Source organism: Micromonospora haikouensis (assembly GCF_900091595.1).
Taxonomy (GTDB): Bacteria; Actinomycetota; Actinomycetes; order Mycobacteriales; family Micromonosporaceae; genus Micromonospora; species Micromonospora haikouensis.
The window spans coordinates 63,951-87,644 of the sequence record NZ_FMCW01000019.1; the positions used below are offsets into that span (position 1 = coordinate 63,951).

General features: G+C 74.8%; 19 protein-coding genes and 1 pseudogene. 7 read left to right on the plus strand and 13 right to left on the minus strand.

The window, feature by feature from the left end; genetic code table 11:
• Nucleotides 1-42: 42 nt before the first annotated feature.
• Together purF and GA0070558_RS20010 are read right to left on the minus strand one after the other, a co-directional pair.
• Nucleotides 43-1,581, minus strand: a complete 1,539-nt coding sequence (purF, locus tag GA0070558_RS20005) for an amidophosphoribosyltransferase (RefSeq protein WP_077935508.1) — start codon at nt 1,579-1,581, stop codon at nt 43-45.
• Between the two features lie 158 nt (nt 1,582-1,739).
• Nucleotides 1,740-2,105 (minus strand): sterol carrier family protein, encoded by a 366-nt coding sequence (locus GA0070558_RS20010; RefSeq protein WP_043961208.1) that lies wholly within the window; start codon nt 2,103-2,105, stop codon nt 1,740-1,742.
• Between the two features lie 160 nt (nt 2,106-2,265).
• Between GA0070558_RS20010 and GA0070558_RS20015 the strand changes: the two genes are divergently transcribed.
• Nucleotides 2,266-4,566 carry a carboxypeptidase-like regulatory domain-containing protein gene (locus GA0070558_RS20015; RefSeq protein ID WP_091282740.1) on the plus strand — a complete coding sequence of 767 codons (2,301 nt, stop codon included), beginning with the start codon at nt 2,266-2,268 and terminating at the stop codon, nt 4,564-4,566.
• 104 nt (nt 4,567-4,670) lie between these two features.
• Here the strand turns inward: GA0070558_RS20015 and GA0070558_RS20020 are convergent, their stop codons facing one another.
• The 4 genes and pseudogenes from GA0070558_RS20020 to purS form a co-directional block, all read right to left on the minus strand.
• Nucleotides 4,671-5,432, minus strand: coding sequence for a 2-phosphosulfolactate phosphatase (locus GA0070558_RS20020; RefSeq protein WP_091282537.1), 762 nt, complete (start codon nt 5,430-5,432; stop codon nt 4,671-4,673).
• 309 nt (nt 5,433-5,741) lie between these two features.
• Nucleotides 5,742-8,378, minus strand: a pseudogene (purL, locus tag GA0070558_RS20025) (phosphoribosylformylglycinamidine synthase subunit PurL); the annotation flags it as partial.
• Between the two features lie 64 nt (nt 8,379-8,442).
• Nucleotides 8,443-9,126 carry a phosphoribosylformylglycinamidine synthase subunit PurQ gene (purQ, locus tag GA0070558_RS20030; protein WP_043961201.1) on the minus strand — a complete coding sequence of 228 codons (684 nt, stop codon included), beginning with the start codon at nt 9,124-9,126 and terminating at the stop codon, nt 8,443-8,445.
• On the minus strand, nt 9,123-9,386 hold the full coding sequence (gene purS / locus GA0070558_RS20035) for a phosphoribosylformylglycinamidine synthase subunit PurS (RefSeq protein ID WP_043961200.1): 264 nt from the start codon (nt 9,384-9,386) through the stop codon (nt 9,123-9,125). The genes purQ and purS overlap by 4 nt, the downstream gene beginning before the upstream one ends.
• Before the next feature lie 366 nt (nt 9,387-9,752).
• Here purS and GA0070558_RS20040 point away from each other — a divergent pair, with 366 nt between their 5' ends.
• Nucleotides 9,753-10,436 (plus strand): S1 family peptidase, encoded by a 684-nt coding sequence (locus GA0070558_RS20040; protein WP_077935506.1) that lies wholly within the window; start codon nt 9,753-9,755, stop codon nt 10,434-10,436.
• A 24-nt stretch (nt 10,437-10,460) separates the two neighbouring features.
• A complete protein-coding gene (locus tag GA0070558_RS20045; protein WP_091282542.1) occupies nt 10,461-11,027 on the plus strand; it encodes a YbjQ family protein in 567 nt (188 codons plus the stop codon).
• Between the two features lie 132 nt (nt 11,028-11,159).
• Here the strand turns inward: GA0070558_RS20045 and purB are convergent, their stop codons facing one another.
• From purB to GA0070558_RS20085, 7 genes are all read right to left on the minus strand, one after another.
• The gene (purB, locus tag GA0070558_RS20050; RefSeq protein ID WP_091282545.1) at nt 11,160-12,584 is read right to left on the minus strand and encodes an adenylosuccinate lyase; all 1,425 of its coding nucleotides are present in this window, start codon (nt 12,582-12,584) and stop codon (nt 11,160-11,162) included.
• An 83-nt stretch (nt 12,585-12,667) separates the two neighbouring features.
• Nucleotides 12,668-13,315 carry a hypothetical protein gene (locus tag GA0070558_RS33475; protein ID WP_176734281.1) on the minus strand — a complete coding sequence of 216 codons (648 nt, stop codon included), beginning with the start codon at nt 13,313-13,315 and terminating at the stop codon, nt 12,668-12,670.
• Nucleotides 13,316-13,390: 75 nt separating this feature from the next.
• Nucleotides 13,391-13,642, minus strand: coding sequence for a hypothetical protein (locus GA0070558_RS20065; protein ID WP_043961194.1), 252 nt, complete (start codon nt 13,640-13,642; stop codon nt 13,391-13,393).
• 28 nt (nt 13,643-13,670) lie between these two features.
• Nucleotides 13,671-14,531, minus strand: coding sequence for a TNT domain-containing protein (locus tag GA0070558_RS20070; protein ID WP_176734282.1), 861 nt, complete (start codon nt 14,529-14,531; stop codon nt 13,671-13,673).
• A 136-nt stretch (nt 14,532-14,667) separates the two neighbouring features.
• Complete coding sequence (locus GA0070558_RS20075) at nt 14,668-17,028, minus strand: hypothetical protein (protein ID WP_141722267.1); 2,361 nt, start codon at nt 17,026-17,028, stop codon at nt 14,668-14,670.
• A complete protein-coding gene (locus tag GA0070558_RS20080) occupies nt 17,021-18,121 on the minus strand; it encodes a glycosyltransferase family 2 protein (protein WP_256092035.1) in 1,101 nt (366 codons plus the stop codon). Before GA0070558_RS20080 ends, GA0070558_RS20075 begins: the two co-directional genes overlap by 8 nt.
• A 160-nt stretch (nt 18,122-18,281) precedes the next feature.
• Nucleotides 18,282-19,574: an acetyl-CoA C-acetyltransferase gene (locus GA0070558_RS20085; protein ID WP_091282569.1), complete on the minus strand. Its 1,293-nt coding sequence runs from the start codon at nt 19,572-19,574 to the stop codon at nt 18,282-18,284.
• A gap of 56 nt (nt 19,575-19,630) precedes the next feature.
• Between GA0070558_RS20085 and GA0070558_RS20090 the strand changes: the two genes are divergently transcribed.
• The 4 genes from GA0070558_RS20090 to GA0070558_RS20105 all read left to right on the plus strand — a co-directional run bounded on the left by GA0070558_RS20090 (nt 19,631) and on the right by GA0070558_RS20105 (nt 23,684).
• Nucleotides 19,631-20,986 (plus strand): 3-oxoacyl-ACP reductase, encoded by a 1,356-nt coding sequence (locus GA0070558_RS20090; protein WP_091282573.1) that lies wholly within the window; start codon nt 19,631-19,633, stop codon nt 20,984-20,986.
• Entirely contained in the window at nt 20,986-21,867 is an 882-nt protein-coding gene (locus tag GA0070558_RS20095) for a MaoC/PaaZ C-terminal domain-containing protein (protein WP_091282576.1), read from the plus strand. The genes GA0070558_RS20090 and GA0070558_RS20095 overlap by 1 nt, the downstream gene beginning before the upstream one ends.
• Before the next feature lie 81 nt (nt 21,868-21,948).
• A complete protein-coding gene (locus GA0070558_RS20100) occupies nt 21,949-22,701 on the plus strand; it encodes an NUDIX hydrolase (RefSeq protein ID WP_077935497.1) in 753 nt (250 codons plus the stop codon).
• Nucleotides 22,698-23,684, plus strand: a complete 987-nt coding sequence (locus GA0070558_RS20105) for a protein kinase family protein (protein WP_091282579.1) — start codon at nt 22,698-22,700, stop codon at nt 23,682-23,684. The genes GA0070558_RS20100 and GA0070558_RS20105 overlap by 4 nt, the downstream gene beginning before the upstream one ends.
• Nucleotides 23,685-23,694: the final 10 nt, after the last annotated feature.

A 23,694-nucleotide genomic window follows, 5' to 3' on the forward strand; every position in this document is an offset into this window, starting at 1 on the left:
CGCGGGGTCCGGCGGTGGCCGGTCGGCCCGCGTCGGGCGGTGCTATTGGCGGTGTACGGTCGCGCCGCCCGAAGTGGCGACGAGCGGTGGGACGTCGTGCCCGGGGGCGTCCGGGGCATCGGCGACCCGGCGTCCCACCCCTTCGAGCACGTGCTTGCCGATCAGGTTCCCGGCCGGCAGCTCGATCGGGTATTCCCCGTCGAAGCAGGCCCGGCAGAGCCGGGTCTTCGGCTGCTCGGTCGCGGCGATGAGGCCGGGCAACGAAACATAGCCCAGCGTGTCGGCGCCGATGGACCGCCGGATGCCCTCGTTGTCCAGCCCGTTGGCCAACAGCTCCGCCCGGGTGGCGAAGTCGATGCCGTAGAAGCACGGCCAGTTGACCGGCGGGGAGGAGATCCGCACGTGGACCTCCAGCGCGCCCGCCTCGCGCAGCATCCGCACGATCGCCCGCTGGGTGTTGCCGCGCACGATCGAGTCGTCGACCACCACCAGCCGCTTGCCCCGCACGTTCTCCCGCAGCGGGTTGAGCTTCAGCCGGATGCCGAGCTGGCGCAGGGTCTGCGACGGCTGGATGAACGTCCGGCCGACGTACGGGTTCTTCATCAGGCCGGCGCCGTAGGTGATGCCGGACTCCTCGGCGTAGCCGATGGCGGCCGGGGTGCCGGACTCCGGCACCGGGATGACCAGGTCGGCCTCGACCGGGTGCTCCTTGGCGAGCTGGCGGCCGATCTGCACCCGGGCGGCGTGCACGTTGCGCCCGGCGATGGTGGCGTCCGGGCGGGCGATGTAGACGTACTCGAAGAGGCAGCCCTTCGGCTCGGGCGCGGCGAACCGGGCCGAGCGCAGACCGTTCTCGTCGATGGCGATCAGCTCGCCCGGCTCCACCTCGCGGACCACGCTCGCGCCCACGATGTCGAGCGCGGCGGTCTCGCTCGCCACCACCCAGCCGCGCTCCAGCCGGCCGAGGACCAGCGGGCGCACGCCGTGCGGGTCGCGGGCGGCGTAGAGCGTCGACTCGTCCATGAAGACGAAGCTGAACGCCCCGCGCAGCTGGGGCAGCACCTCCAGCGCGGCGGCCTCGACCGAGAGATCCGGACGACTGGCCAGCAGCATCGTCACCAGCGAGGTGTCGTTGGTCGAGCCGTCGGCGGCCAGGCCCCGCTCGGCCACCTCGCGCTGCAGCTCGGCGGTGTTGACCAGGTTGCCGTTGTGCGCCAGCGCGATGGTGGTGCCCGCGCTGGTGGACCGGATGGTCGGCTGGGCGTTCTCCCAGGTCGAGCCGCCCGTCGTCGAGTAGCGCGCGTGCCCGATCGCGAGGTGCCCGCGCAGGCTGGCCAGGGTCGGCTCGTCGAAGACCTGGGCCACCAGGCCGAGATCCTTGTAGACCACCACCCCGGAGCCGTCACTGACGGCGATCCCGGCGGCCTCCTGGCCACGGTGCTGGAGGGCGTAGAGCCCGAAGTAGGTGAGGTTGGCGACCTCTTCCCCCGGCGCCCAGACACCGAAGACGCCGCAGGCGTCCTGGGGGCCGGGTCGTTGGGGATCGAGATCGTGGCTCAGCCGGCCGTCGCCTCGGGGCACCTGCCGCTCCCTCATGCTGGTCGGGACTGGCCGGGCCGGACGGATGTGCTGGTCCGCGTTGCCCGGCCGGGACCACTGTCGTCGCCTGACAGTGTACGCGAATCGGTGTCAATACAGAAAGTCACGATTCGCCTCCTCTCCGTGTTCGCGCGAGGGGACTATTCGCCCAGGTGGAGCGGAAGGTGCGCGGAGAGGTCCGCACGGACCCCGCTGACCCGTACGCGACCCTCGGTGACCGCGTCCGCCCAGCTCCGCCGGCCCGTCGCCAACTCCAGCCAGGTGGTCGGATCCAGCTCGACGACGTTCGGCGGGGTTCCCCGGGTGTGTCGGGGACCGGGAATGCACTGAACTGCACCGTAAGGTGGGACACGCACCTCCACCGATCGGCCGGGGGCACGCTCCGTGAGGGCGGTCAACAAGGCACGGACCGCCTCCCGGAACACCAGCCGTTCGGGGGTACGACCCTCGTCGAGCGCGGCGAGCGCCTCGGCGACCGCTGCGGACTTAATGTGCGGAGAGGACACGACGGGACGATACGACCCGCCTCCGGCGCTTTCGACGCTGGCCCTGGGTCGCGCCGATCCGGTCAGACAAGGCATAGTTGCCGACGGCGTATTCGTACCGTGATGATCCCCGGCCCGGCGCCCCGCCGGCGGAGGGAAGTCAGACCGGAAGGCGGTGGACGTGTCAACACACCGACGTGCCTGGCAGCAGCGGGCGGGTGTGGTCGTGGCGCTGGCAATCGGCGCCCTGCTCGCCGTCCCCGCCACACCCGTACTGGCCGCCGAGGTCAGCGTCACGCCCGGCTCGATCAACCTGAACGCGGGCAGCGACGCCACGGTGAGCGTCAAGGTGACGCCCAGCAACGACGACGCGAGCGCCCAGATCAGCCTCACCGGGCTGCCTGCCGGCGTGAGCTGCACGGGCGGCTGCGGCCAGATCAGCTTCAACGGCCAGGCCCCGAGGACCCAGCTCCTGACGATCAAGGCCAGCGACAGCGCGCCGGACGCCGGCGGGATCAACGTGACGGTCCAGGTGCAGCCCGACAAGTCGGACTCCACCACCGGTAGCTTCCAGCTCAACGTCAAGGGCAAGACCGCACCCACGACGCCCGCCCAGACGCAGACCGTCAAGTCGGTCTCCGGCAAGGTGGTCGCGGCGGCCAACGGCGAGGCGGTGCCGAACGCCATCGTGATGCTCCAGGACAGCACCGGGGCGAAGTTCGAGACCACCAGCAACGGCAGCGGCAACTTCAGCTTCACCGGCAGCACCGACAAGCCCATCGTTCCCGGGCGGCTCAGCATCGGCGCGATCCAGGGCGACGTCCGCGTCACGAAGTCCTTCACCGCCAGCGCCGGGCAGAGCATCAGCGGGCAGCGGCTCAGCCTCGCGATCAAGGTCGAGGTGAGCCCGAGCCCCAGCCCGTCGGCCAGCGAGGAGCCGCTGCCTTCCGACGAGGCCACCGACGACGCCACCGAGGAACCGACGGAGGCCGCCCCCGGCGCCGCGAACAACGCCGCCTCCACTGAGGAGGACAGCGGCATGTCGTGGCTGCTCATCCTGCTCGGCGGCCTGTTCGTGGCCATCGGCGTCGGCACCATCGTGCTGCTCTGGATGAAGCGCCGGGAGAACGGCGACGACGTCGACGACGCGCCGAAGAGCGGCGCTGCGGCGGCGGGCGCGATCCCGGCCGCCCGCGGGGCGTACGGCGGGGCGGACGACCAGACGCGGGTCGTGAACCGGGTCGGTGCCGGGCCCGACCCGACGATGGTCGGCGGCACCTCGCTCAGCGACGCCCCGACGATGATGCACCGGCCGGTCGTCGACGACGTCCCGCCGGACCCCTACGGCGCTCCGCCGGCCCCGTACGGCGCGGGCGGCCCTCCGCAGCAGGGCGGCTGGGCCGGCGGCGGCTACGGCGACGAGCCGCAGACCGGCGGGTACGGCGCGGCCGGCGGTTACGGCAACGCCCCGGCCTCCGGCGGCGGGTACGGCAACGCCCCGGCCTCCGGCGGCGGGTACGGCGGTGCCCCGGCCTCGGGCGGCGGCTACGGCAACCCCGGCGGCGGCTACGGTGCCGACGCGCCCGCCTCGGGCGGCGGCTACGGCAACCCCGGCGGCTACGGTGCCGAGGCCCCCGCCTCAGGTGGCGGCTACGGCGGCGCGCCGGCGTCCGGCGGCGGCTACGGCAGCGCCCCCGCGTCGGGCGGGTACGGCTCCGCCCCGGCCTCCGGCGGCGGCTACGGCTCCGCCCCGGCCTCGGGCGGCGGCTACGGCACCGCACCCGCCTCGGGCGGCGGCTACGGCAACCCCGGCGGGTACGGTGCCGAGGCGGCGCCGACCTCCTCCGGCGGCGGCTACGGCAACCGCGACTACGGCGCGCCCGCGGGTGCGCCGGCCGGCGGGTACCCGGGCCAGGGCGGTGGCGGCTACGGCGGCGAGCGCTACGACGAGCCGACGGGGCGGTACACCGGCGACACCGCTTCCTCCTACCCGCCGCCCGCCGCGGACCCGTACCCGACCAGCACCTACCAGGCGGAGCAGGGTCACGGCGGCTACGGCCAGCCGGAGCCCCCGCAGTACGGCGGCCGCGGCGGCGAGCCCACCGGCGGCTACGGCGCGGCCGAGCCCACCGGTGGCGGCTACGGCGGCGGCGGTTACGGCCAGCACGGCCAGCAGGGCGGCGGCTACGACGCCGGCCAGCAGCAGGGCGGCTACGACCAGCGCGGCGGCTACGGCGCCGAGGGCTACGGTCAGCAGAGCGGCTACGGCCAACAGGGCGGCTACGGTCAGGAGCCCCCGCAGCAGCGCGGCGGCGGCTACGACGACCGCGGCTACGACCAGCAGCCCACCAGCTACGACCAGCAGCAGGGCGGCTACTACGGCGACCAGGCCCAGCAGCAGGGCCGGGGCCGGCCCGACGGCCCGACGCCCCCGCAGCAGCAGGACCGGGGCGGTCGCCGGCTGGACTGGCTGGACGATTGACCGATGCGGGCCACGGCCCGCGCAACGCGACGACGAAGAAGGCGGCTGCCCGGTAACCCGGAGCCGCCTTCTTCGTCGGTACGCGTGAGCCGGGTCAGCCCCGCTCAGAGCCGGGCCGCGGAGAAGACGCCCTGCCGCAGCACCGGCACCACACCCGACACGCCGACCTGGACGGCCACTTCCACGTCCCCGCCGAAGCCGCCCTCCACGAGTTCCCGGCCGGAGACGCAGCCGCGCACGGCGGCCGGGACGTCCGGCGTGGCGGCGAGCGCGGCCAGCGCCATCGCCGCCTCCACCGACAGCCCGCCGGGGACGCCGGAGAGCGCGTCGAGCACGCACGCCGCCCCGAGCTGGTCCTCCACGCACGGGCGCAGGGAGCCGTCCGGCCAGCGTTCCCCGGAGGCCACCACGCCGACCGGGGCGTCGATCGAGCCGTACCCCTGGTCGGTCAGCCAGCGCCCGACGGCGCGGGCGTTGCGCAGGCAGGCCGCGACCACCGGCAGGCCCGTGGCGCTGGCGGCGGCGCTGATCGCCGAGCCGTTGGGCGAGGGCAGCACCAGGTCGGCGACGGCCGGCGCGGTGCGCAGGGCCGCCGGGGAGAGCGACCACGGCTGGTCCGGGGTCGCCTGCCGGCGGCCCACGGCGGCGACGGCGCCGACCCGGCGGGTGTACTCGGCGGCCTGCTCGCCCCAGGGGAACGGGTGCACCCGCATGCCCCGGGCGACCGCCACCTCCACGGCGGTGGTGAACGAGAGGACGTCCACCACCACCAGGACGGCGCAGACCCGGCCGAGTTCCGCCGCGCCGGCCAGCCCCCAGTCGAACCGGGCACCCGAGCCGGGCTGGACGTAGACCGTCGCGGTCACGCCTCAGCGCTGGTCGGACGCGGCCGTCGGACCTGCCTCACCGGAGTCGGAGCCGGCGGTCGCCTCCGGGCCGTCGACCCGCTGCGGCTCGGCCCCGGCCGGCGGCGTCCCACCGTCGGCCGGCTGCGCCGCGGCGGCGGCCGGGGCCGGGTCGGCGGCGGCCGGAGCCGGGGCAGCCGCGTCGGCGGCAGTCGGCTCGCCGGACCCGGCCGGCTCGGCGTCCGCGTCCGCGACCGGTGCTCCGGCAGCCTGCGGGGCAGGCGACCCGGCTGCCGACGGTGCCTCGTCGTCGGCCGGCGTCGCCACGGCGGGCGGTGCCGGCGTCGTCGCAGCGGCGGGTGCCGCCGCGACGGCGGGCTCCACCGGCGTCACGGAAGCCGGCTGGGCCGGGGTCACGGCGGCGGGCGGAGCGGCGACCGGCACCGCACCGGTGGCCCGCGCGGTCGGGGCGGCCGACTCGGCCGGCTCCGACCCGCCGAAGAGCCGGGGCAGCGTGGCGGTGTGCGCGGCGGACAACTCGTCCAGGCCGATCCGGAACTGGTCGCGCACCTCCAGCGCGCCGCTCGCCGGGTCGGTGACGCCGATGAACTCCCACGGGACCCCGCGCTCGGCGCAGAGCGCGGTGAACGCCTTCTCGTGGCCGCGCGGCACCGAGACCAGGGCCCGCCCGGCCGACTCGCTGAACAGGAAGACGAACGGCATCGAGCCGCCGGCGAACTGCTCCGGCACCGCGATCACCGCGCCGACCCCGCGCCGCAGGCAGGACTCGACCAGGCTCTGCGCGAGACCACCGTCGGAGAGGTCGTGCGCGGAGCTGAGGTGCCCGACCCGGGCCGCCTCGGCCAGCAGGTCGGCCAGCTGCCGCTCGCGGCCCAGGTCGACCTGCGGCGGGATGCCGCCGAGGTGCTCGTGGGTCACCCAGGCCCACTCGGAACCGGAGAGCTCCACGTGGGTCTCGCCGAGCAGGAAGAGCTGGTCGTGGTCGCCGCCGGTGCGCGGGACGAAGCCCATCGGCACCCGGCTGGCCACGTCGTCCAGCACGCCGAGCACGCCCACCACCGGGGTGGGGTGGATCGCCGCCGCGCCGGTCTGGTTGTAGAAGCTGACGTTGCCGCCGGTCACCGGGATGCCCAGCTCCAGGCAGCCGTCCGCCAGGCCGCGCACGGCCTCGGCGAACTGCCACATCACGCCCGGGTCCTCGGGCGAGCCGAAGTTGAGGCAGTTGGTCACGGCGATCGGCTTCGCGCCGGTCACGGCCACGTTCCGGTACGCCTCGGCCAGCGCCAGCCTGGTGCCGTGGTACGGGTCGAGGCGGGCGTACCGGCCGTTGCCGTCCAGCGACAGGGCCACGCCGAGGCCGGTGCGCTCGTCGATGCGGATCACGCCGGAGTCCTCCGGCTGGGCGAGCACGGTGTTGCCCAGCACGTACCGGTCGTACTGCTCGGTGACCCAGGTCTTGTCGGCGAGGTTCGGCGACGCGATCATGCGCAGCACGGTCTCGCGCAGGGCCTCCGGCGTCGACGGCCGGGGCAGCGTCTCGGCGCGGTCGGCCTGGAGCAGGATCAGGTCGGCCGGCTCGCGCATCGGGCGGGCGTAGACCGGACCGTCGTCGACCAGCGACCCCGGCGGGACGTCCACGACGAGCTGGTCGCGCCAGGTGATCACCAGGCGGCCGGGCCGACCGTCCGGCGACGGCGCGGTGACCTCGCCGATCGCGGTGGCCCAGACGCCCCACTTCTCGGCGGTCTTGAGCACCGCCTCCAGCTTGTCCGGGGCGACGACCAGCAGCATCCGCTCCTGGGACTCGCTGGCCAGGATCTCCTGCGGCTCCATCGACGCCTCGCGCAGCGGGACCCGCTCCAGCCAGACCCGCATGCCGGTGCCGGCCGACGCGGCCGTCTCGGTGAGCGCGCAGGTCAGGCCCGCGCCGCCGAGGTCCTGGATGCCGACGACCAGCTCGGCGTCGTACAGCTCCAGGCACGCCTCGATCAGCAGCTTCTCCATGAAGGGGTCGCCGACCTGCACGGACGGGCGGCGCTGCTCGCTGCCCTCGTCGAAGGTGGCGCTGGCCAGCACCGACACGCCGCCGATGCCGTCGCGGCCCGTCCGGGCGCCCATCAGCACCACGACGTTGCCGGGGCCGGTGGCTTCCTTCTTCTGCAGCCGGTCGACCCGCAGCACGCCGAGGCAGAGGGCGTTGACCAGCGGGTTGCCCTGGTAGCAGGGGTCGAAGACGACCTCGCCGCCGATGTTGGGCAGGCCGAGGCAGTTGCCGTAGCCGCCGACGCCGGCCACCACGCCGGGCAGCACCCGGGCGGTGTCGGGGTGCTCGGCCGCGCCGAAGCGCAGCGGGTCCATGACGGCGACCGGGCGGGCACCCATGGCGAGGATGTCCCGGACGATGCCGCCGACGCCGGTCGCCGCGCCCTGGTACGGCTCGACGAAGCTCGGGTGGTTGTGTGACTCGACCTTGAAGGTCACCGCCAGCTCGTCGGAGACCTGGACCACACCGGCGTTCTCGCCGATGCCGGCCAGCAGCCGGTCGCTCGGCGGGGCCTTCTCGCCGAACTGACGCAGGTGCACCTTGCTCGACTTGTAGGAGCAGTGCTCGCTCCACATGATCGAGTACATGGCCAGCTCGGCCTGGGTGGGACGCCGGCCGAGGATCTGCCGGATCCGGTCGTACTCGTCGTCGCGGAGGCCCAGCTCGGAGTACGGCTGGAGCTCCTCGGGGGTTTCGACGGCGCGCGGCACGGTGTCCAGGCCGTGCGCCCAGTCGGCGGCCGGGACGGGCCGGGACGACTCGGGGTGGACCGGCTCGCCGGGACGGGCGGCCGGGTCGACCGGGCCGGCCTGCGGCGCCACGGTGGCCGCGAAGGGCTCCGCCGGGGTGGCCGGAAGGCCGCCCGGGGTCTCCCGTACCGCCGGGTCCGGATGGGTGGTCATGACCTCTCCTCGCTGCGCTCGCCGCCGCAGGGGCGGTGGAGCCGACCGTTGGTGCCGCGCACGGTCACGCCGGCGCCCCCACCAGGTGCTTGAGCACCGAGGTGAAGAAGCCGAGGCCGTCCAGGGAGGGGCCGGTGAGCGCCTCCACGGCGTGCTCGGGGTGCGGCATGATGCCGACCACGTTGCCGGCGGGGTTGGTGATGGCGGCGATGTCGCGCTGCGACCCGTTGGGGTTGCCGCCGACGTAGCGGGCGACGACCCGGCCCTCGGCCTCCAGCTGGTCCAGCGTGGCGGCGTCGGCGACGTAGCAGCCCTCGCCGTTCTTGACCGGGATGAGGATCTCCTGGCCGGCCTGGAAGGCGTTCGTCCACGCCGTGCCGGCCGCCTCGATCCGCAGGACCTGGTCGCGGTTGCGGAAGTGCAGGTGCTGGTTGCGGGTCAGCGCGCCGGGCAGCAGGTGGGCCTCGCAGAGGATCTGGAAGCCGTTGCAGATGCCGAGCACCGGCAGGCCGCCCCGGGCGGCGTCCACCAGGGTCTCCATCACCGGCGCGAACCGGGCGATGGCCCCGCAGCGCAGGTAGTCGCCGTAGGAGAAGCCGCCGGGGAGGACGACGGCGTCCACCCCGCGCAGGTCCGGGTCGCCGTGCCAGAGCCGGACCGGCTCGGCGCCGGCGATCCGGACGGCACGGGCCGCGTCCCCGTCGTCGAGCGAGCCGGGGAAGGTGACCACACCGACCCGGGCGGTCACGGGTGCGCGCCCGCGGTCTCGTCGGTCTCGACCAGGCGGACGGTGAAGTCCTCGATGACCGGGTTGGCGAGCAGCTTGTCGGCGATCTCCCGGGCCCGGTCCAGGTCCGGTTCACCGGTGAAGTCGATCTCGATCCGCCTGCCGATCCGGACAGAGGCGACGTCGCTGACGCCGAGCCGGGGCAGCGCGTTTGCGACGGCCTGGCCCTGAGGATCGAGGATCTCGGGCTTGAGCATGACGTCGACGACGACGCGAGGCACTGGGCACTCCTGACTGTGTACGCAGTTGGGTGCCGACCCACAACGGGCGAGCGCAGCCAGCCTACCTGGCAGATACCGCCTCAGCCGCACCGGCCGGGCGCGGTTCAGGCAGTGATCAACATAACCGGCGGAACGCGGGGCCGCTCCGTGTCCGATCACACGCGAAACGTCCCGGAGCAGGCGGTTCACCACGCCAGTGGTCGCCAAATTGTTACATCGGCTAGTCTCGATCGAAGCCTTGCCGCCAGAATTGGCCACCCCTAGTATCCATCGATACAGATCAATGGAAGTCCTGGCGGGTGACCCCCGCGCCCGCCGGCACGACCGACCCGGCGACCCCGGGTCCTAGGCAAGGAGTACGTCCCCATGCGCATCCGTTCCCTGCTCGCCGTGGCCGGTGCCGCCCTGGCCGGCGTCCTCGGCGTCACCAGCGCCGCCACCGCCGCACCGGCCGGCCCCCAGCCCATCATCGGCGGCGGCACCGTCTCCTCCGCACCGTGGGCCGCCGCCGTCTTCAGCAACGGCTCCTTCACCTGCTCCGGCAGCGTGATCGCCTCGACGTGGGTGCTCACCGCCCGGCACTGCGTCAGCGGCACCATGTCCGTGCGGATCGGCAGCGTCTACTACGCCTCCGGCGGCACCACCCGCACCGTGAGCGCCTCCTACACCCGCTACGACCTGGCGCTGCTGCGGCTCTCCAGCGCGGTCAGCACCTCCACCGTCTCGCTGGCCAGCAGCAACCCGCCGGTCAACTCCACCAACACGATCTACGGCTGGGGCATGACCTGCTACAGCGGCTGCGGCGCGTCCAGCCAGCTCAAGACCGCCAGCGTCCGGGTGACCAGCACGAACGTCACCGACGCGTACGGCGGCCAGGCGATCCGGAGCACCGCGGTCAACGGCAACGCGTGGCGGGGCGACTCGGGCGGCCCGCAGTTCTACAACGGCCAGCAGGTGGGCGTCGCCTCCACCGCCGACGGCGTGAGCATCCAGAACTACGGCAGTGTCGCGTACAACCGGGCCTGGATCACCTCCGTGGCCGGTGTCTGACGGTTAGCGCCCTCCTCGGCGCGGATGGTCGGCCGAGCGCCGACCGTCCGCGCCGACCCCTTTTGCAGCATCCGATCAGGTGACCACGGCCGACGAACCGCCGCCCGCCGGTGCGACAGCATCAGAACCGTGCTGGTCGTGACGACGGATCAACTGCCCGGCTACGAGATCCGCCAGATCCTCGGCGAAGTGGTGTCCTCGATGGCCAGGACGCGCAACCCGTACCGCGAGGGGGTGAAGAACCTCCGCGGCGGCGCGTACGACCCCATGGCGCCGGACAACCTGACCCGCTGGCGTACGGACTCGGTGGCCCGCCTCGGCGAGGAGGCCCGCCGCCTCGGCGCGAACGCCGTGATCGGCATGCGCTTCGACAGCCGGGACTGCGGCGAGATGTGGATGGAGATCTGCGCGTACGGGACCGCGGTCATCGTGGCCGCCAAGACCCCGGACGTCATGCCCCCGGACCAGCCGATGATCGCCGCCGACACGGCACACGACCCGGCGATCGCCGAGGCCCCGGGCGGCATAGCCGAACCGGCGAGCGCCCCCAACCTCTCCTCGGCCGCCGAAACCCCCACCCGCAACGCGTGACCCCCCCACCCACCCGGCCCGGGGTCGGCCGGGGTCGGGTCGGTGATCAAGAGAAAAGTGTCAGAGTTGATCTCCAGCATGACGCAAATCTCTTGATCACCGGGGCGAACCGGGGGGTGGGGGCGGGGTGGGTCAGAGGATGGGGGGTGGGGTGTAGGTGGCTGCCTTGGGGTGGGTGAGGGCGATCTTGGCGATGCGGGTGGTCACCCGGTCGACCTGGGCGCCGGCGGTGCCCACGAAGGCCGTCCGGTCGGCGATCAGCGCGTCGATGTCGGCGCGGGACAGGCCCAGCCGGTCGTCCGCCGCCAGCCGGTCGAACAGGTCGTTCTCGGTGGCGCCCTGCTCCCGCATGGCCAGCGCCACGCCGACCGCGTGCTCCTTGATCGCCTCGTGCGCCGCCTCCCGGCCGACGCCCCGGCGCACCGCCGCGACCAGGATCTTCGTCGTAGCCAGGAAGGGCAGGAAGCGCTCCAGCTCCCGGTTGACCACCGCCGGGTACGCCCCGAACTCGTCCAGCACGGTGAGGAAGGTCTGGAACAGCCCGTCGGCGGCGAAGAACGCGTCCGGCAGGGCCACCCGGCGGACCACCGAGCAGGAGACGTCCCCCTCGTTCCACTGGTCGCCGGCCAGCTCGCCGACCATCGACAGGTAGCCCCGGATGATCACCGCGAAGCCGTTCACCCGCTCGCTGGACCGGGTGTTCATCTTGTGCGGCATCGCGCTGGAGCCCACCTGGCCCGGCTTGAAGCCCTCGGTGGCCAGCTCCTGGCCGACCATCAGCCGGATCGTGGTGGCCAGCGACGACGGCGCGGCGGCGACCTGGGCCAGCGCGGCGAGCACGTCGAAGTCGAGCGAACGGGGGTAGACCTGGCCGACGCTGTCCAGCACCCGGGCGAAGCCGAGGTGCTCGGCGACCCGGCGCTCCAGCTCGGCCACCTTGTCGGCGTCGCCGTCGAAGAGGTCGAGCTGGTCGGCGGCGGTGCCGACCGGGCCCTTGATCCCCCGCAGCGGATAGCGGGCGATCAGGTCCTCCAGCCGCTCGTACGCGATCAGCAGCTCCTCGGCGGCCGACGCGAAGCGCTTGCCCAGCGTGGTGGCCTGTGCGGCGACGTTGTGCGACCGGCCGGTCATGACCAGCCCGGAGTGCTCGTTGGCGAGCCGGGCGAGCCGGGCGAGGGTGGCCACCACCCGGTCCCGCACCAGCTCCAGCGACGCGCGGACCTGGAGCTGCTCGACGTTCTCCGTGAGGTCCCGGGAGGTCATCCCCTTGTGCACGTGCTCGTGCCCGGCGAGCGCGCTGAACTCCTCGATGCGGGCCTTCACGTCGTGCCGGGTGACCCGCTCCCGCTCGGCGATCGAGGCCAGGTCGACGTCGTCGAGCACCCGCTCGTACGCCTCGACCACGCCGTCGGGAACGGCCACGCCGAGGTCCCGCTGGGCGCGGAGCACGGCGAGCCAGAGCCGCCGCTCCATCCGTACCTTCTCCTCCGGCGACCAGAGGGCGACCAGTTCGGGCGAGGCGTACCGGTGGGCGAGCACGTTCGGGATCGTCGTCACGTGCCTCATTCTCTCGCACGCTCGGACCGCCGCCCGAGCCAGCCCACCCGTGGCGGCGGGGCTGGCCGGCGTGACGTCGCTGGTCAGACGCGCGGGATGTCGTGCACCTTCGCGGTCACCACGATGGTCTTCGACTGCTTGCCGTGCGCGTTGCGGACGGTCAGCGTGTAGGTGTGCTCCTGGACGTCGCCCTCGCCACCGGAGCAGGGGAAGTTCAGGGTCTCGCTGCCGGCCGGCGGGTAGTTGTCGCCGTACACGCCGGGGCCGTCGACCGAGAGGGCGACCGAGTCGACGTTGCCGGTCTTCCACTCCACGACGACCGGGGTGCCGGCGATCGGGTTGACGTTGGTCCCGGCCGGGCAGGTCGGCTTCTGGGCGACCCGGAAGTATCCGATGGTGGGGCCGCTGGACTTGGTGCCGGACCCGCCGCCGCTGCTACCGGAACCGCCGCCGGTCGAACCGCCGCCCGTGGAACCGCCGCCCGTCGAGCCACCACCGGTGGAGCCGCCGCCCGTCGAGCCGGTGCCGGTGCCGGTGCCACTGTCGCCGGAGCTGGAACCGGAGCCGGCCGAGACAGGCGCATCGCCGGGTGCCTCGGTGACGGTCGTCTTCGCGGTGGACCCCCCGGAACCCGTGGCGGTGGACGCGCAGCCGGCGGCGGTGAGCGCGACGGCCAGGCCGAGGACGACGGGGGCGAGGTGGGCGGGGCGGAGCAGGACTCGACCGGGCATGGCCACTCCTTGACGGGTGCCGCCGGTGACGTCCGGGCGGGCTGGACCCACAGTAGGGACGCCCGGCAACAGGGATCAGTACGGCGCGGGCCGACCCGTCAGCGCCGTGTAGAGGCCAGCGGCGGCGGCCTCCTCGGAGTCGTACGCCTGGCGGACGTCGTGCGTCCCGCGTTCGTACAGGCCGATCTCCCAGCGTCCGTCGGGCGAGCGGCGCAGGAACCAGAAGTCGGGCGGGACCGGCACGTGCTCGTGCACACCCTCGATCTCGAAGGCGTCCGGGGACAACCCGGCCGCCAGCAGCGCGGCGCGTACGTGATGCCGGTCCACACCCGACCTCCGTTCATCCGGTTCGTCGTCAGCAGACGGCCGGGAAGCCGCCGCGCTGGAGCGGGACGGCGCACGGTGCCGCCTCCAGGTTCTCCTCCACCAGGAAACCGTGCGCGAGCAGCCAGGTGACGCTCAGGTTGCCCCCGGCCTGCGGCAGGTACGCGGGGTTGAGCTGGAACTGGGTGCCCATTCCCGGCTGGGCGAACCACGGGGCGATCGGCCCGGAGTCCACCGGGAACGGCTTGACCACGCAGTAGACGTGGTAGTTGGCCAGCGGCGCGTCGGCCGGCGTGTTCAGGTTCGACGGCGGCAGCGACCGGGCGCTGAACGGGGTGCCGAGCGGGGCGAGGAACGCGCCGCCCGGGAAGCCGAAGCGGTCGAGGCGGTAGCCGGGCAGCAGGGTCTGCTTCGCCTTGATCGGCACCCCGTTCGGGCCGAGGACGAAGCCGTTCGCGGGCGGATAGACGTACGCGGTCTGGGTGGCGTTGCCGTACTGCTGGAGGAACTGCGACTCGGTGAGGCCACCGAAGCGCTGGTAACCGGCGAGCAGCGGACCGACCGGCGGCGCGGTGGGCAGCGTGGCGGGGCCGAGCAGCGGGTTGTTGTCGTAGAACTGGGTGGTCGGCGGCGCGTTCGGCGGGACGCCGGGGCGGCACAGGCTGTCGCCCACGGGCGGCTGCGGCTGGGCGGGGCCCGTGGGGGCCACGTCGCCGGAGCCCGGGAGACCGGAACCCCAGAAGCCGGCGCCGAGGCCGGCGGCGGAGGACCGGTCGGCGATGAGCCGGGTGCCCTGGTCGGTGTCGATCGGGGCGGCCTGGGCCGCCACGGCGGGAAGCAGGGCCAGGGCTGCGCCGGAGAGCGCCGCCAAGGCCCAACGAGGTATTTTCACGTCAAACCTCCAGAAAAGGGACAGGAGCTGCCCTCATCTTCTGGAGATCGGAACTGGAATGTGAGGTTTCGTGCGGTTTTCTACCGGTAGAGGTCGGTCAGCGCAGCCGGCACGCCGCCAGCGCGGCCGGTGACCGTCAGCGCAGTCGGTACACGGTCACCGGGCCGGCGACGAACCCCACCTCGGCGAGCCGGGCCAGCTCCGGCGACACCGGGCCGGCGGCCGAGTCGGCGAGCAGCCACCGCACGCCGTCCTCGCGGCGCGCCCGGTCCAGTTCGGGGGCGGTCGGCGCGGTGAACAGCCGCTCGTTGCGGGCGAACAGCTCCGGGTCGGGGGCGGGCTGCCGGGGGTACGAGAAACCGTCGCGGGCGTGCCCGGCCAGGGCCTCGTCCGTGTAGCCCCAGCTCTCCACGAGCGTCCGCCGGCCGCCCAGCCCGCTCACCCAGAAGGCCCGCGCGTCGCAGTGCGCGACGGTCCGCACCGGCCGGCAGTGCACGTTGGTGGCCACCACGTCCGCAGGGCCGGCGTGGGCGTCCAGCCAGAGGGCGGCCCGCGCCTCGTCCCGGGTGAGCGCCCAGGGCCGTTCGGCGGCGGTGAGCGCCCGGGGCGGGTCCCCGATCCGGCGCGCGGTCCACTCCAGGCCGCCGGCCACGCTCGCCCCGCAGAGCGCGGCGACCACCCCGGCCACCGCCGCCCGGGCACGCCACGACGCCCCCGCCGGCCGCCCGCCCCGGTGCCGCAGTCCGGCGAGCAGGACGGCCAGCAGCGCGGCGACGCCGGCCAGCAGCAGCACCCGGCCCGCCGGCACGGCCATCGCCCACAGCCAGGCCCGCCGGGTCCGCTCGGACGGGGCCAGCGGGTCGAGCAGCCACTGGGCCGCCGCGCCCACGGTCGCCGCGACCGCCACGACCGGCCACCACGGGCGCGCCTCGGCCAGCAGCCACGCGGTCAGCAGCGCCCCGAACGGGACCACGGCCATGAAGAAGTAGAGCTGGCTGACCGACGGGTGGAAGAAGGACCAGGCACCGCCCGCCCCGGCCAGCAGCGCCCCGGCCAGCAGCCATGCCGCCGGGTCACCCCGGGTGCCCCGGCGGGCCAGCAGCAGCACGCCGACGAAGCGGGGCGCCTGGAGCGCCAGCCACCAGCCCAGCACGGCGAGCGCGAAGAGCCACCCGGCCGCGCCGGCCGCCGCGAGCCCCGGCGGCAGCAGGCCGCCCGCCGCGATGCCCCCGCCCGCGCCGACGGTCTCCCGCCACGGCGCGAGGAACCGCAGCACCCCGAACACCTGCGGGGAGAGCACCCCCGCGCCGCCCCCGGCGAACAGCCGGTACCCGACGGCCATCGCCGCGACCAGCACCGCGAACAGCGACCCGGCCGCCCACGGCACCCGGCGGGCCCGCCAACCGACGACCACCCCGGCCAGCGCCACGCCGGCGATCAGCGGGGGCAGGCCGCTGGACTTGGCCCCGGCGACGGCCAGGCCCGCCGCCGGCACCAGCGCCCACCCCCACCCGGGCCGCCGGCCGCGCACCACGTCCGCGCAGACGCCGGTGAGCAGCAGGAGCAGGGGCAGCAGGTACGTCTGCGAGGGGCTCTCCACGGACAGCGGGAGGGTGCCGCTGGCCGTCGCGGCGGAGCCGAGGGAGAGCGACACCCCGAGGTACGCCGTCGCCGCGGCGACCGGGCCGGCCCACCAGCGCCCGCTGAGGTCCCGGGCCAGCCCGGCGGTGACGACGACCGCCGTCGCGGCGACCGGCACCAGCCACAGCCGGAGCAGGATCGTCGCCGGTGCCGTACCGGTGATCATGCTGGCGCTGGCCAGGTGCGCGTCGACCAGATAGTGGTAGCGCAGCGGTTCCCCGGCGAGTTGCGGCAGCTCGAAGGGCATGGTCCGGGTCAGCTCGTGCACCAGCCCCAGGTGGTAGAGCAGGTCCTGGTAGTAGACGTGGTCCACCGGCGGCAGCGGGTTCGCCCGCCAGCCCACGGCCGCCCAGGCCACGACGAGGACCAGCACCCCGGCGACCGCGATCGTCCAGCGCAGCGGCAGCGGCCGGGGCCGGGCGATCCGCCAGTGCCGGCGCAGCCGGGGCACCGCGACGAACAGCGCCAGCACCGGCACCGGCCACCAGCGCAGCGCCGGCTGCGTGCCGGTGGCCGTGGCGAGCGCCCAGGCGGCGAGTTCCAGCAGCAGGCCGACGGCGGCGCCGTAGCCCAGGTCCTCCGGCAGGTTGCCCCGGCTGCCCCGCAGCGCCCGGTGCACGAGCGTGCCCGGCAGCACCAGGGCGAGCGACCAGTACGCGACGTACCGGGCGACGTCACCGCCCGGGGTGCCCGTCCACCACCAGCCGGCGACCAGCGCGGCGAGCACCGTGGCCCAGGCGAGGGCCGCCGCGACCCGGCGGGCCGGCGGGCCGCCCCGACCCGCCGGTGCGTCGTGTGGGGCGGGCGCGTCCGACGCCACCGGCGGGCCCTGCGTCAGCACCGCCGGTTCAGTCACCGGCCCGGCCAGCCGCCACCGCCACGGCCGGCGGGTCGGACGCCCCGGCCGGGTCGACGGGCACCCCGCCGGGGCCGGATGCGCCACCGGAGCCGAAGGGAGCCTCGCCGGGGCCGAAGGGGACCCCGGCGGATTCGAAGGGCACCTCGGCGGAGTCGAAGCCGACGAGGTGGGTGGGGCGGTCCTGCACCGTACGGTAGATGCGGCCGACGTACTCGCCGAGCAGCCCGAGGCAGATCAGCTGGACGGCGCTGAACAGCAGCACCGCCACGAACAGCGAGGTCCAGCCCGGAATGGTCGCGCCGTCGGCGTAGGCGACCAGGCCGAGGACGGCCAGCACCAGGCAGGCCGCGAAGCTGACCACGCCGAGCCAGGTGGCCAGCCGCAGCGGCGCGGCGGTGAAGTTCGCCGTGCTGTCCCAGGCCAGCGCGATCATCCGGCGCAGCGGGTACTTCGTCTCCCCGGCCGCCCGCGCCGCGCGGGAGTAGCGCACCTCGGCGGCGGCGAAGCCGAGCGAGGGCACCAGCAGCCGGTAGACCGGGGTGCGCTCGGGCAGCCGGCGCAGCACCTCCACCACGTCGCGGCTGACCAGCCGGAAGTCGCCCGCCTGCGCGGGCAGGTCCGCGCCGACGATGCGCCGCATCAGCCGGTAGTACAGGCCGGCGGTGCCGCGCTTGAACGGCGTGTCGGTGCTGCGGTCGGCGCGCACCCCGTACACGACGTCGACGCCCCGGTCGCGGGCGGTGGCCAGCATCTCGGGGATGACCTCGGGCGGGTCCTGGAGGTCGGCGTCGATGCTGACCACCCAGCGGCCCCGGGCCCGGTGCAGGCCGGCGGTGAGGGCGGCCTGGTGGCCGCTGTTGCGGCGCAGCCGGACGAGCCGGAGCTGGGGCCAGGACCGGGCGTGGTCGAGCAGCAGCCGGGCCGTGGCGTCGCGGCTGCCGTCGTCGACGGCGACCACCTCGTACGTGGTGCCGGTGCCGTCGAGCACCGGCCGGAGCCGCTCGACGAACACCGCGACGACGTCCTGCTCGTTGTACATGGGGACGACCACGGACAGGTCCGGTGTCGCCCCGGCTGCGCTGATGTCCATCGCCGGCCACCCTGCCGGCCCGAGGCCACCACAGCCACACACCGAGTTGAACGCCCGGTGAACGTCGGCCGCCCGGCACCGGACGGCCGGACGGCGGCGGGTCAGCGCGGCGAGCTGCGGCGAGCCCGGCGCGGCGCGGTCAGGCAGGCGGGGCCGGGCGTCAGCGCTCCAGGATCGCCGTGACCCCCTGGCCGCCGGCCGCGCAGATCGAGATGAGCCCTCGCCCGGAACCGGACTCGGCGAGCAGCTTGGCCAGCGTGGCGACGATCCGCCCGCCGGTGGCGGCGAACGGGTGGCCGGCGGCCAGGGACGAGCCGTTGACGTTGAGCCTGTCCCGGTCGATCGACCCGAGCGGGGCGTCCAGGCCGAGCCGGTCCTTGCAGAACTCCGGCGACTCCCAGGCGGCCAGCGTCGCCAGCACCTGCGAGGCGAACGCCTCGTGGATCTCGTAGTAGTCGAAGTCCTGCAACGTCAGCCCGGCGCGGGCCAGCATCCGGGGCACCGCGTACGCGGGGGCCATCAGCAGCCCCTCGTCGCCGTGCACGAAGTCGACGGCCGCCGTCTCCGACCAGGAGAACCAGGCGAGGACCGGCAGGTTGCGCTCGGCCGCCCACGCCTCCGAGGCGAGCAGCACCGTGGACGCGCCGTCGGTGAGCGGGGAGGAGTTGCCGGCGGTCATGGTCGCCTGCTCGGCGTCCGGGCCCCGGTGGCCGAAGACGGGCTTGAGCGAGCCCAGCTTCTCCATGGTGGTGTCGGGGCGGAGGTTCTGGTCCCGGGTCAGCCCCAGGTAGGGGGTCAGCAGGTCGTCGAAGAACCCCCGGTCGTACGCGGCGGCGAGCCGCTGGTGGGAGCGGAGCGCCAGCTCGTCCTGGGCCTGCCGGTCGACGTTCCAGCGCAGGGCGGTGCGGGCGGCGTGCTCGCCCATCGACAGCCCGGTGCGCGGCTCGGCGTTGCGCGGGATCTCCGGCTGGAACGGCTGGAGCGGACGCAGTTTCGCCGCGATCTTCAGCCGCTCGCCGAGGGTGCGGGCGGAGTTGAGCCGGAGCAGGGTGCGGCGCAGCTCCTCGTTGACGGCCAGCGGGGCGTCGGAGGTGGTGTCGACGCCGCCGGCGATGCCGGCCTCGATCTGCCCGAGGGCGATCTTGTTGGCGACGAGGATCGCCGCCTCCAGGCCGGTGCCGCACGCCTGCTGGATGTCGTACGCCGGGGTGTGCGGGTCGAGCTTCGAGCCGAGCACCACCTCGCGGGTGAGGTTGAAGTCCCGGGAGTGCTTGAGCACCGCCCCGGCGACGACCTCGCCGACCCGCTGCCCGGCCAGCCCGAACCGCGCGACGAGCCCGTCGAGGGCCGCGCCCAGCATGTCGGCGTTGGACGCGCTGGCGTACCGCGAGTTGGACCGGGCGAAGGGGATGCGGTTGCCGCCGATGACCGCGACCCGCCGGATGCTCTGCACGATCCCGCCTCCGTTTCAGGACTTGCCCACAACCTACTGGCCAGTAGGCTACGCCTATGACCGACAGGTACGCGAGCTTCGTCCGATCGGGGGCCGGCCGCGCGCTGGTCAAGCGCCTGGGGCTGCCCGACCCGCCACGACTGCGCCGGCACACCCCGGGGGACCCGCTGCTGACCGGGCCGGCCCTGCTCGGCTCGGCCACCGGCGGCCGGCTCGCCGGGCAGGTCGGCACGATCCTGACCGCCGCCGGGGTCGAGCTGCGCGATCCGGCCACCGCCGAGGCCCAGGAGCGCTTCGGAGCCCTGGTGTACGACGCCACGGGCATCACCGACTCCACCGGCCTGCGCCAGCTCTACGACTTCTTCCACCCGCGCGCCCGCTCGGTGCTGCCCGGCGGCCGGGTGCTCGTGCTCGGCACCCCGCCCGACGAGTGCGGCACGCCGCGCGAGGCGACCGCTCAGCGGGCCCTGGAGGGGCTGACCCGCAGCATCGGCAAGGAGTTCGGCCGGGGCGTCACCGCCCAGCTCGTGCACGTCACGGCGCACGGGGACGCCGGCACGGCCACCGGCCTGGAGGCCACCCTGCGGTTCCTGCTCTCGGGCCGCTCCGCGTACGTCTCGGGGCAGGTCGTCCGGGTCGGCGCCGGCGCGGCCGAGCCGCCGGCCGACTGGGACCGGCCGCTCGACGGCCAGGTCGTCCTGGTGACCGGGGCGGCCCGGGGCATCGGCGCGGCCCTGGCCCGGGTGCTGGCCCGCGACGGCGCGCAGGTCGTCGCGCTCGACATCCCGGCCGCCGGGGACGAGCTGGCCGCCGTCGCCAACGAGATCGGCGGCACCGCCGTGCAGCTCGACCTGACCGCCCCGGACGCGCCCACCCGGCTCGCCGACCACCTCGCGTCCCGGCACGGCCGGGTCGACGTGGTGGTGCACAACGCGGGCATCACCCGGGACCGGACGCTGGGCAGGATGGACGCCGACCGGTGGGACAGCGTCATCGACGTCAACCTGTCCAGCCAGGAACGCATCAACGACGTGCTGCTGGAGCGCGGGCTGATCCCGGCCGGCGGCCGGATCGTCTCGGTCTCCTCGATCGCCGGGATCGCCGGCAACCGGGGCCAGACCAACTACGCCACCTCCAAGGCGGGCGTGATCGGGCTGGTGCAGTCGCTCGCCCCGGCGCTGCGCGAGCGCGGGATCAGCGTCAACGCGGTCGCCCCCGGGTTCATCGAGACCCGGCTGACCGCCCGCATCCCGCTCGTCGTGCGGGAGGCGGGCCGGCGGATGAACAGCATGGCCCAGGGTGGCCTGCCCGTGGACGTCGCCGAGACGATCGGCTGGCTGGCCTGGCCGGCGAGCGGCGCGGTCAGCGGCAACGTCGTCCGGGTCTGCGGCCAGAGCCTGCTGGGGGCGTGATGACCGACGCGGAGACGCAGGGCCGGACCCTGCTGGAGCTGCCCCGGCTGCCGCAGGCCGGCCCGCTCTACCGGCGGGCGCTGCTCGGGGCGCTGCCCGGCCCGGGTCGCCGCCGGGGCGACGCGCTGCCGCAGGTCGAGCTGGCCGTCGCCGGGGTCGCCGTCGACCGGGCGCACCTGGCCGACTACGACCGGGTGTGCGGGTTCCGGCTGGCCGACCGGCTCCCGGGGACGTACCCGCACGTGCTGGGGTTTCCGCTGGCGCTGCGGCTGATGACCGCGCCGCAGTTCCCGCTGCCGCTGGTCGGGCTGGTGCACGTGGCCAACCGGATCACCGTGCGCCGGCCGGTCGAGGCCGGCGAGCCGCTGGACTTCCGCGCGTACGCCGAGAACCTGCGCCCGCACGAGCGGGGGCGGCAGGTCGACGTGGTGCTGGTCGGGGCGGTCGGCGGGGCGGAGGTGTGGCGCGGCGTGTCGACGTACCTCGGCAGGGAGCGCACGGCGGGCGGCGGCGCGCGGCGCGACCGGGGTGACCGGCCCGCCGCGCCGGCCGCCACCGCCTCCTGGCGGGTGCCGCCGCGGGTGGGCACCGACTACGCGCGGGTCTCCGGCGACCACAACCCGATCCACACCTCCCGGCTGGGAGCGCGGCTGTTCGGCTTCCCCCGCCCGATCGCGCACGGCATGTGGAGCAAGGCGCGCTGCCTGGCCGCGCTGGAGAGCCGGCTGCCGGAGGCGTACACGGTCGAGGTGGCGTTCAAGCTGCCGGTGCCGCTGCCGTCCACGGTGGCCTTCACCGCCACCGCCGACGGCCCGGCCTGGGAGTTCGCCCTGCACGACGCGCGCAGCGGCAGGCCGCACCTGGCGGGCTCCGTGCGCTGACGAGGGCCAGGGCTTGGCATTCACTCTTTCGTGCGCTAAGTTGTTCTCACGTTGAGATGTTCTCAGAGTGAGAGAGACGCCGTGAACGAGCAGGAGTTCCTCGCCGCCTACGACCCCCGGGCCTACCCGGCGGTGGCCGTCACCGTCGACGTGGTCGCCCTGACCGTCCGGTCCGACGCGCTGCACCTGCTGCTCGTCCGCCGGGGCGGGCCGCCGTTCGAGGGCCACTGGGCGCTGCCCGGCGGGTTCGTCCGACCCGAGGAGGACCTGGCGACCGGGGCCCGGCGGGAGCTGGCCGAGGAGACCGGCCTCGGCGGCGAGCGGCTGCGCCGCGTCCACCTGGAGCAGCTCGCCAGCTACGGCGACCCCGACCGCGACCCCCGGATGCGGATCGTCTCGGTGGCCTACCTCGCGTTCGCCCCCGACCTGCCCGACCCGGCCGCCGGCAGCGACGCCGACGACGCGATCTGGCTGCCCGTGACCGCGCTGAGCAGCCGGCAGCTCGCCTTCGACCACGACCGGATCATCGACGACGGCCTGGAGCGGGCCCGGTCCAAGCTGGAATACACCCCACTGGCCACCCGCTTCCTCGACACCGAGTTCACCATCAGCGAGCTGCGGGCCGTCTACGAGACCGTCTGGGGGCACCCGCTGCACCCCGGCAACTTCCACCGCAAGGTGCTCTCCGTGCCGGGCTTCGTGGAGAGCACCGGCGCGAGCACCGAACGCGGCGGCACGCGCGGCGGCCCCCGCGCCAAGCTCTACCGGGCCGGCGACGCCCGACTGCTGCACCCGGCGCTGCTGCGCCCCGCCCGGGAGGAGACGGTGCGGTGAACACCCACGAGGCGATCCGGCTGGTCACCGCCGCGCGCACCGACGCCGACCTGTTCGGCGCCGACCCGTCGGCCCACCGCTACCGCGAGCTGGTCGCGGCCCTGCACCCCGACCGGCTGGGCGCGCTCGACCCGGCCGTACGCGCCGCCGCCACCGACGCGTTCGTCCAGGTCACCAACCGGTGGCGGGCCGGGCGGGCCAGCGCCGACCCGATCGTCCTCGGCGGCCACCGGCTCGGCCCGCTCGCCCACACCGGCGACCTCGCCGACCTCTACGACGTCGGGTCGGACCGCCTGCTCAAGCTGCCCCGCGACCCCGCCGACAACGACCTCATCGCCCGCGAGCAGCACGCGCTGCGCACCATCTCCGAACGCGGCGACCCCCGCTACCTGCCGTACGTGCCCCGGCTCGTCGACACCCTCCGGCACCGGGACCCGGCCACCGGGGCGGAGCGGCGGATCAGCGTGCTGGCCACCGCGCCCGGCCTGCACAGCCTCGACGAGGTACGCCGCGCGTACCCCGACGGGCTCGACGGCCGGGACGCGGCCTGGATGTGGCGGCGGCTGCTGGTCGCCCTCGGCCTGGCCCACCGGGCCGGCATCGTGCACGGCGCGGTGCTGCCCCGGCACGTGCTGATCGAGCCCGACGGGCACGGCGTGGTGCTCGTCGACTGGTGCTTCTCCGCCGCCACCGGGGGCACGATCCCCGCGCTGGTGCCCGGCCACGAGGACTGGTACCCGCCGGAGGTCGCCGCCCGGCGGGCCTGCGGGCCCGGCACCGACCTGGCGATGGCCGCCACGTGCATGGCGTGGCTGATGGGCGACCGGGCCCCGCGCGAGCTGCGCGCCTTCGCCCACGGCTGCCGCCGCCCGGCGCTGCCGTCCCGGCCCGACGACGCGTGGCGACTGCTGCGCGAACTGGACGAGGTGCTCGAACGGCTCTACGGGCCGCGCACCTTCCGACCCTTCACCCTCAACCCCTAGGGAGGCTGCC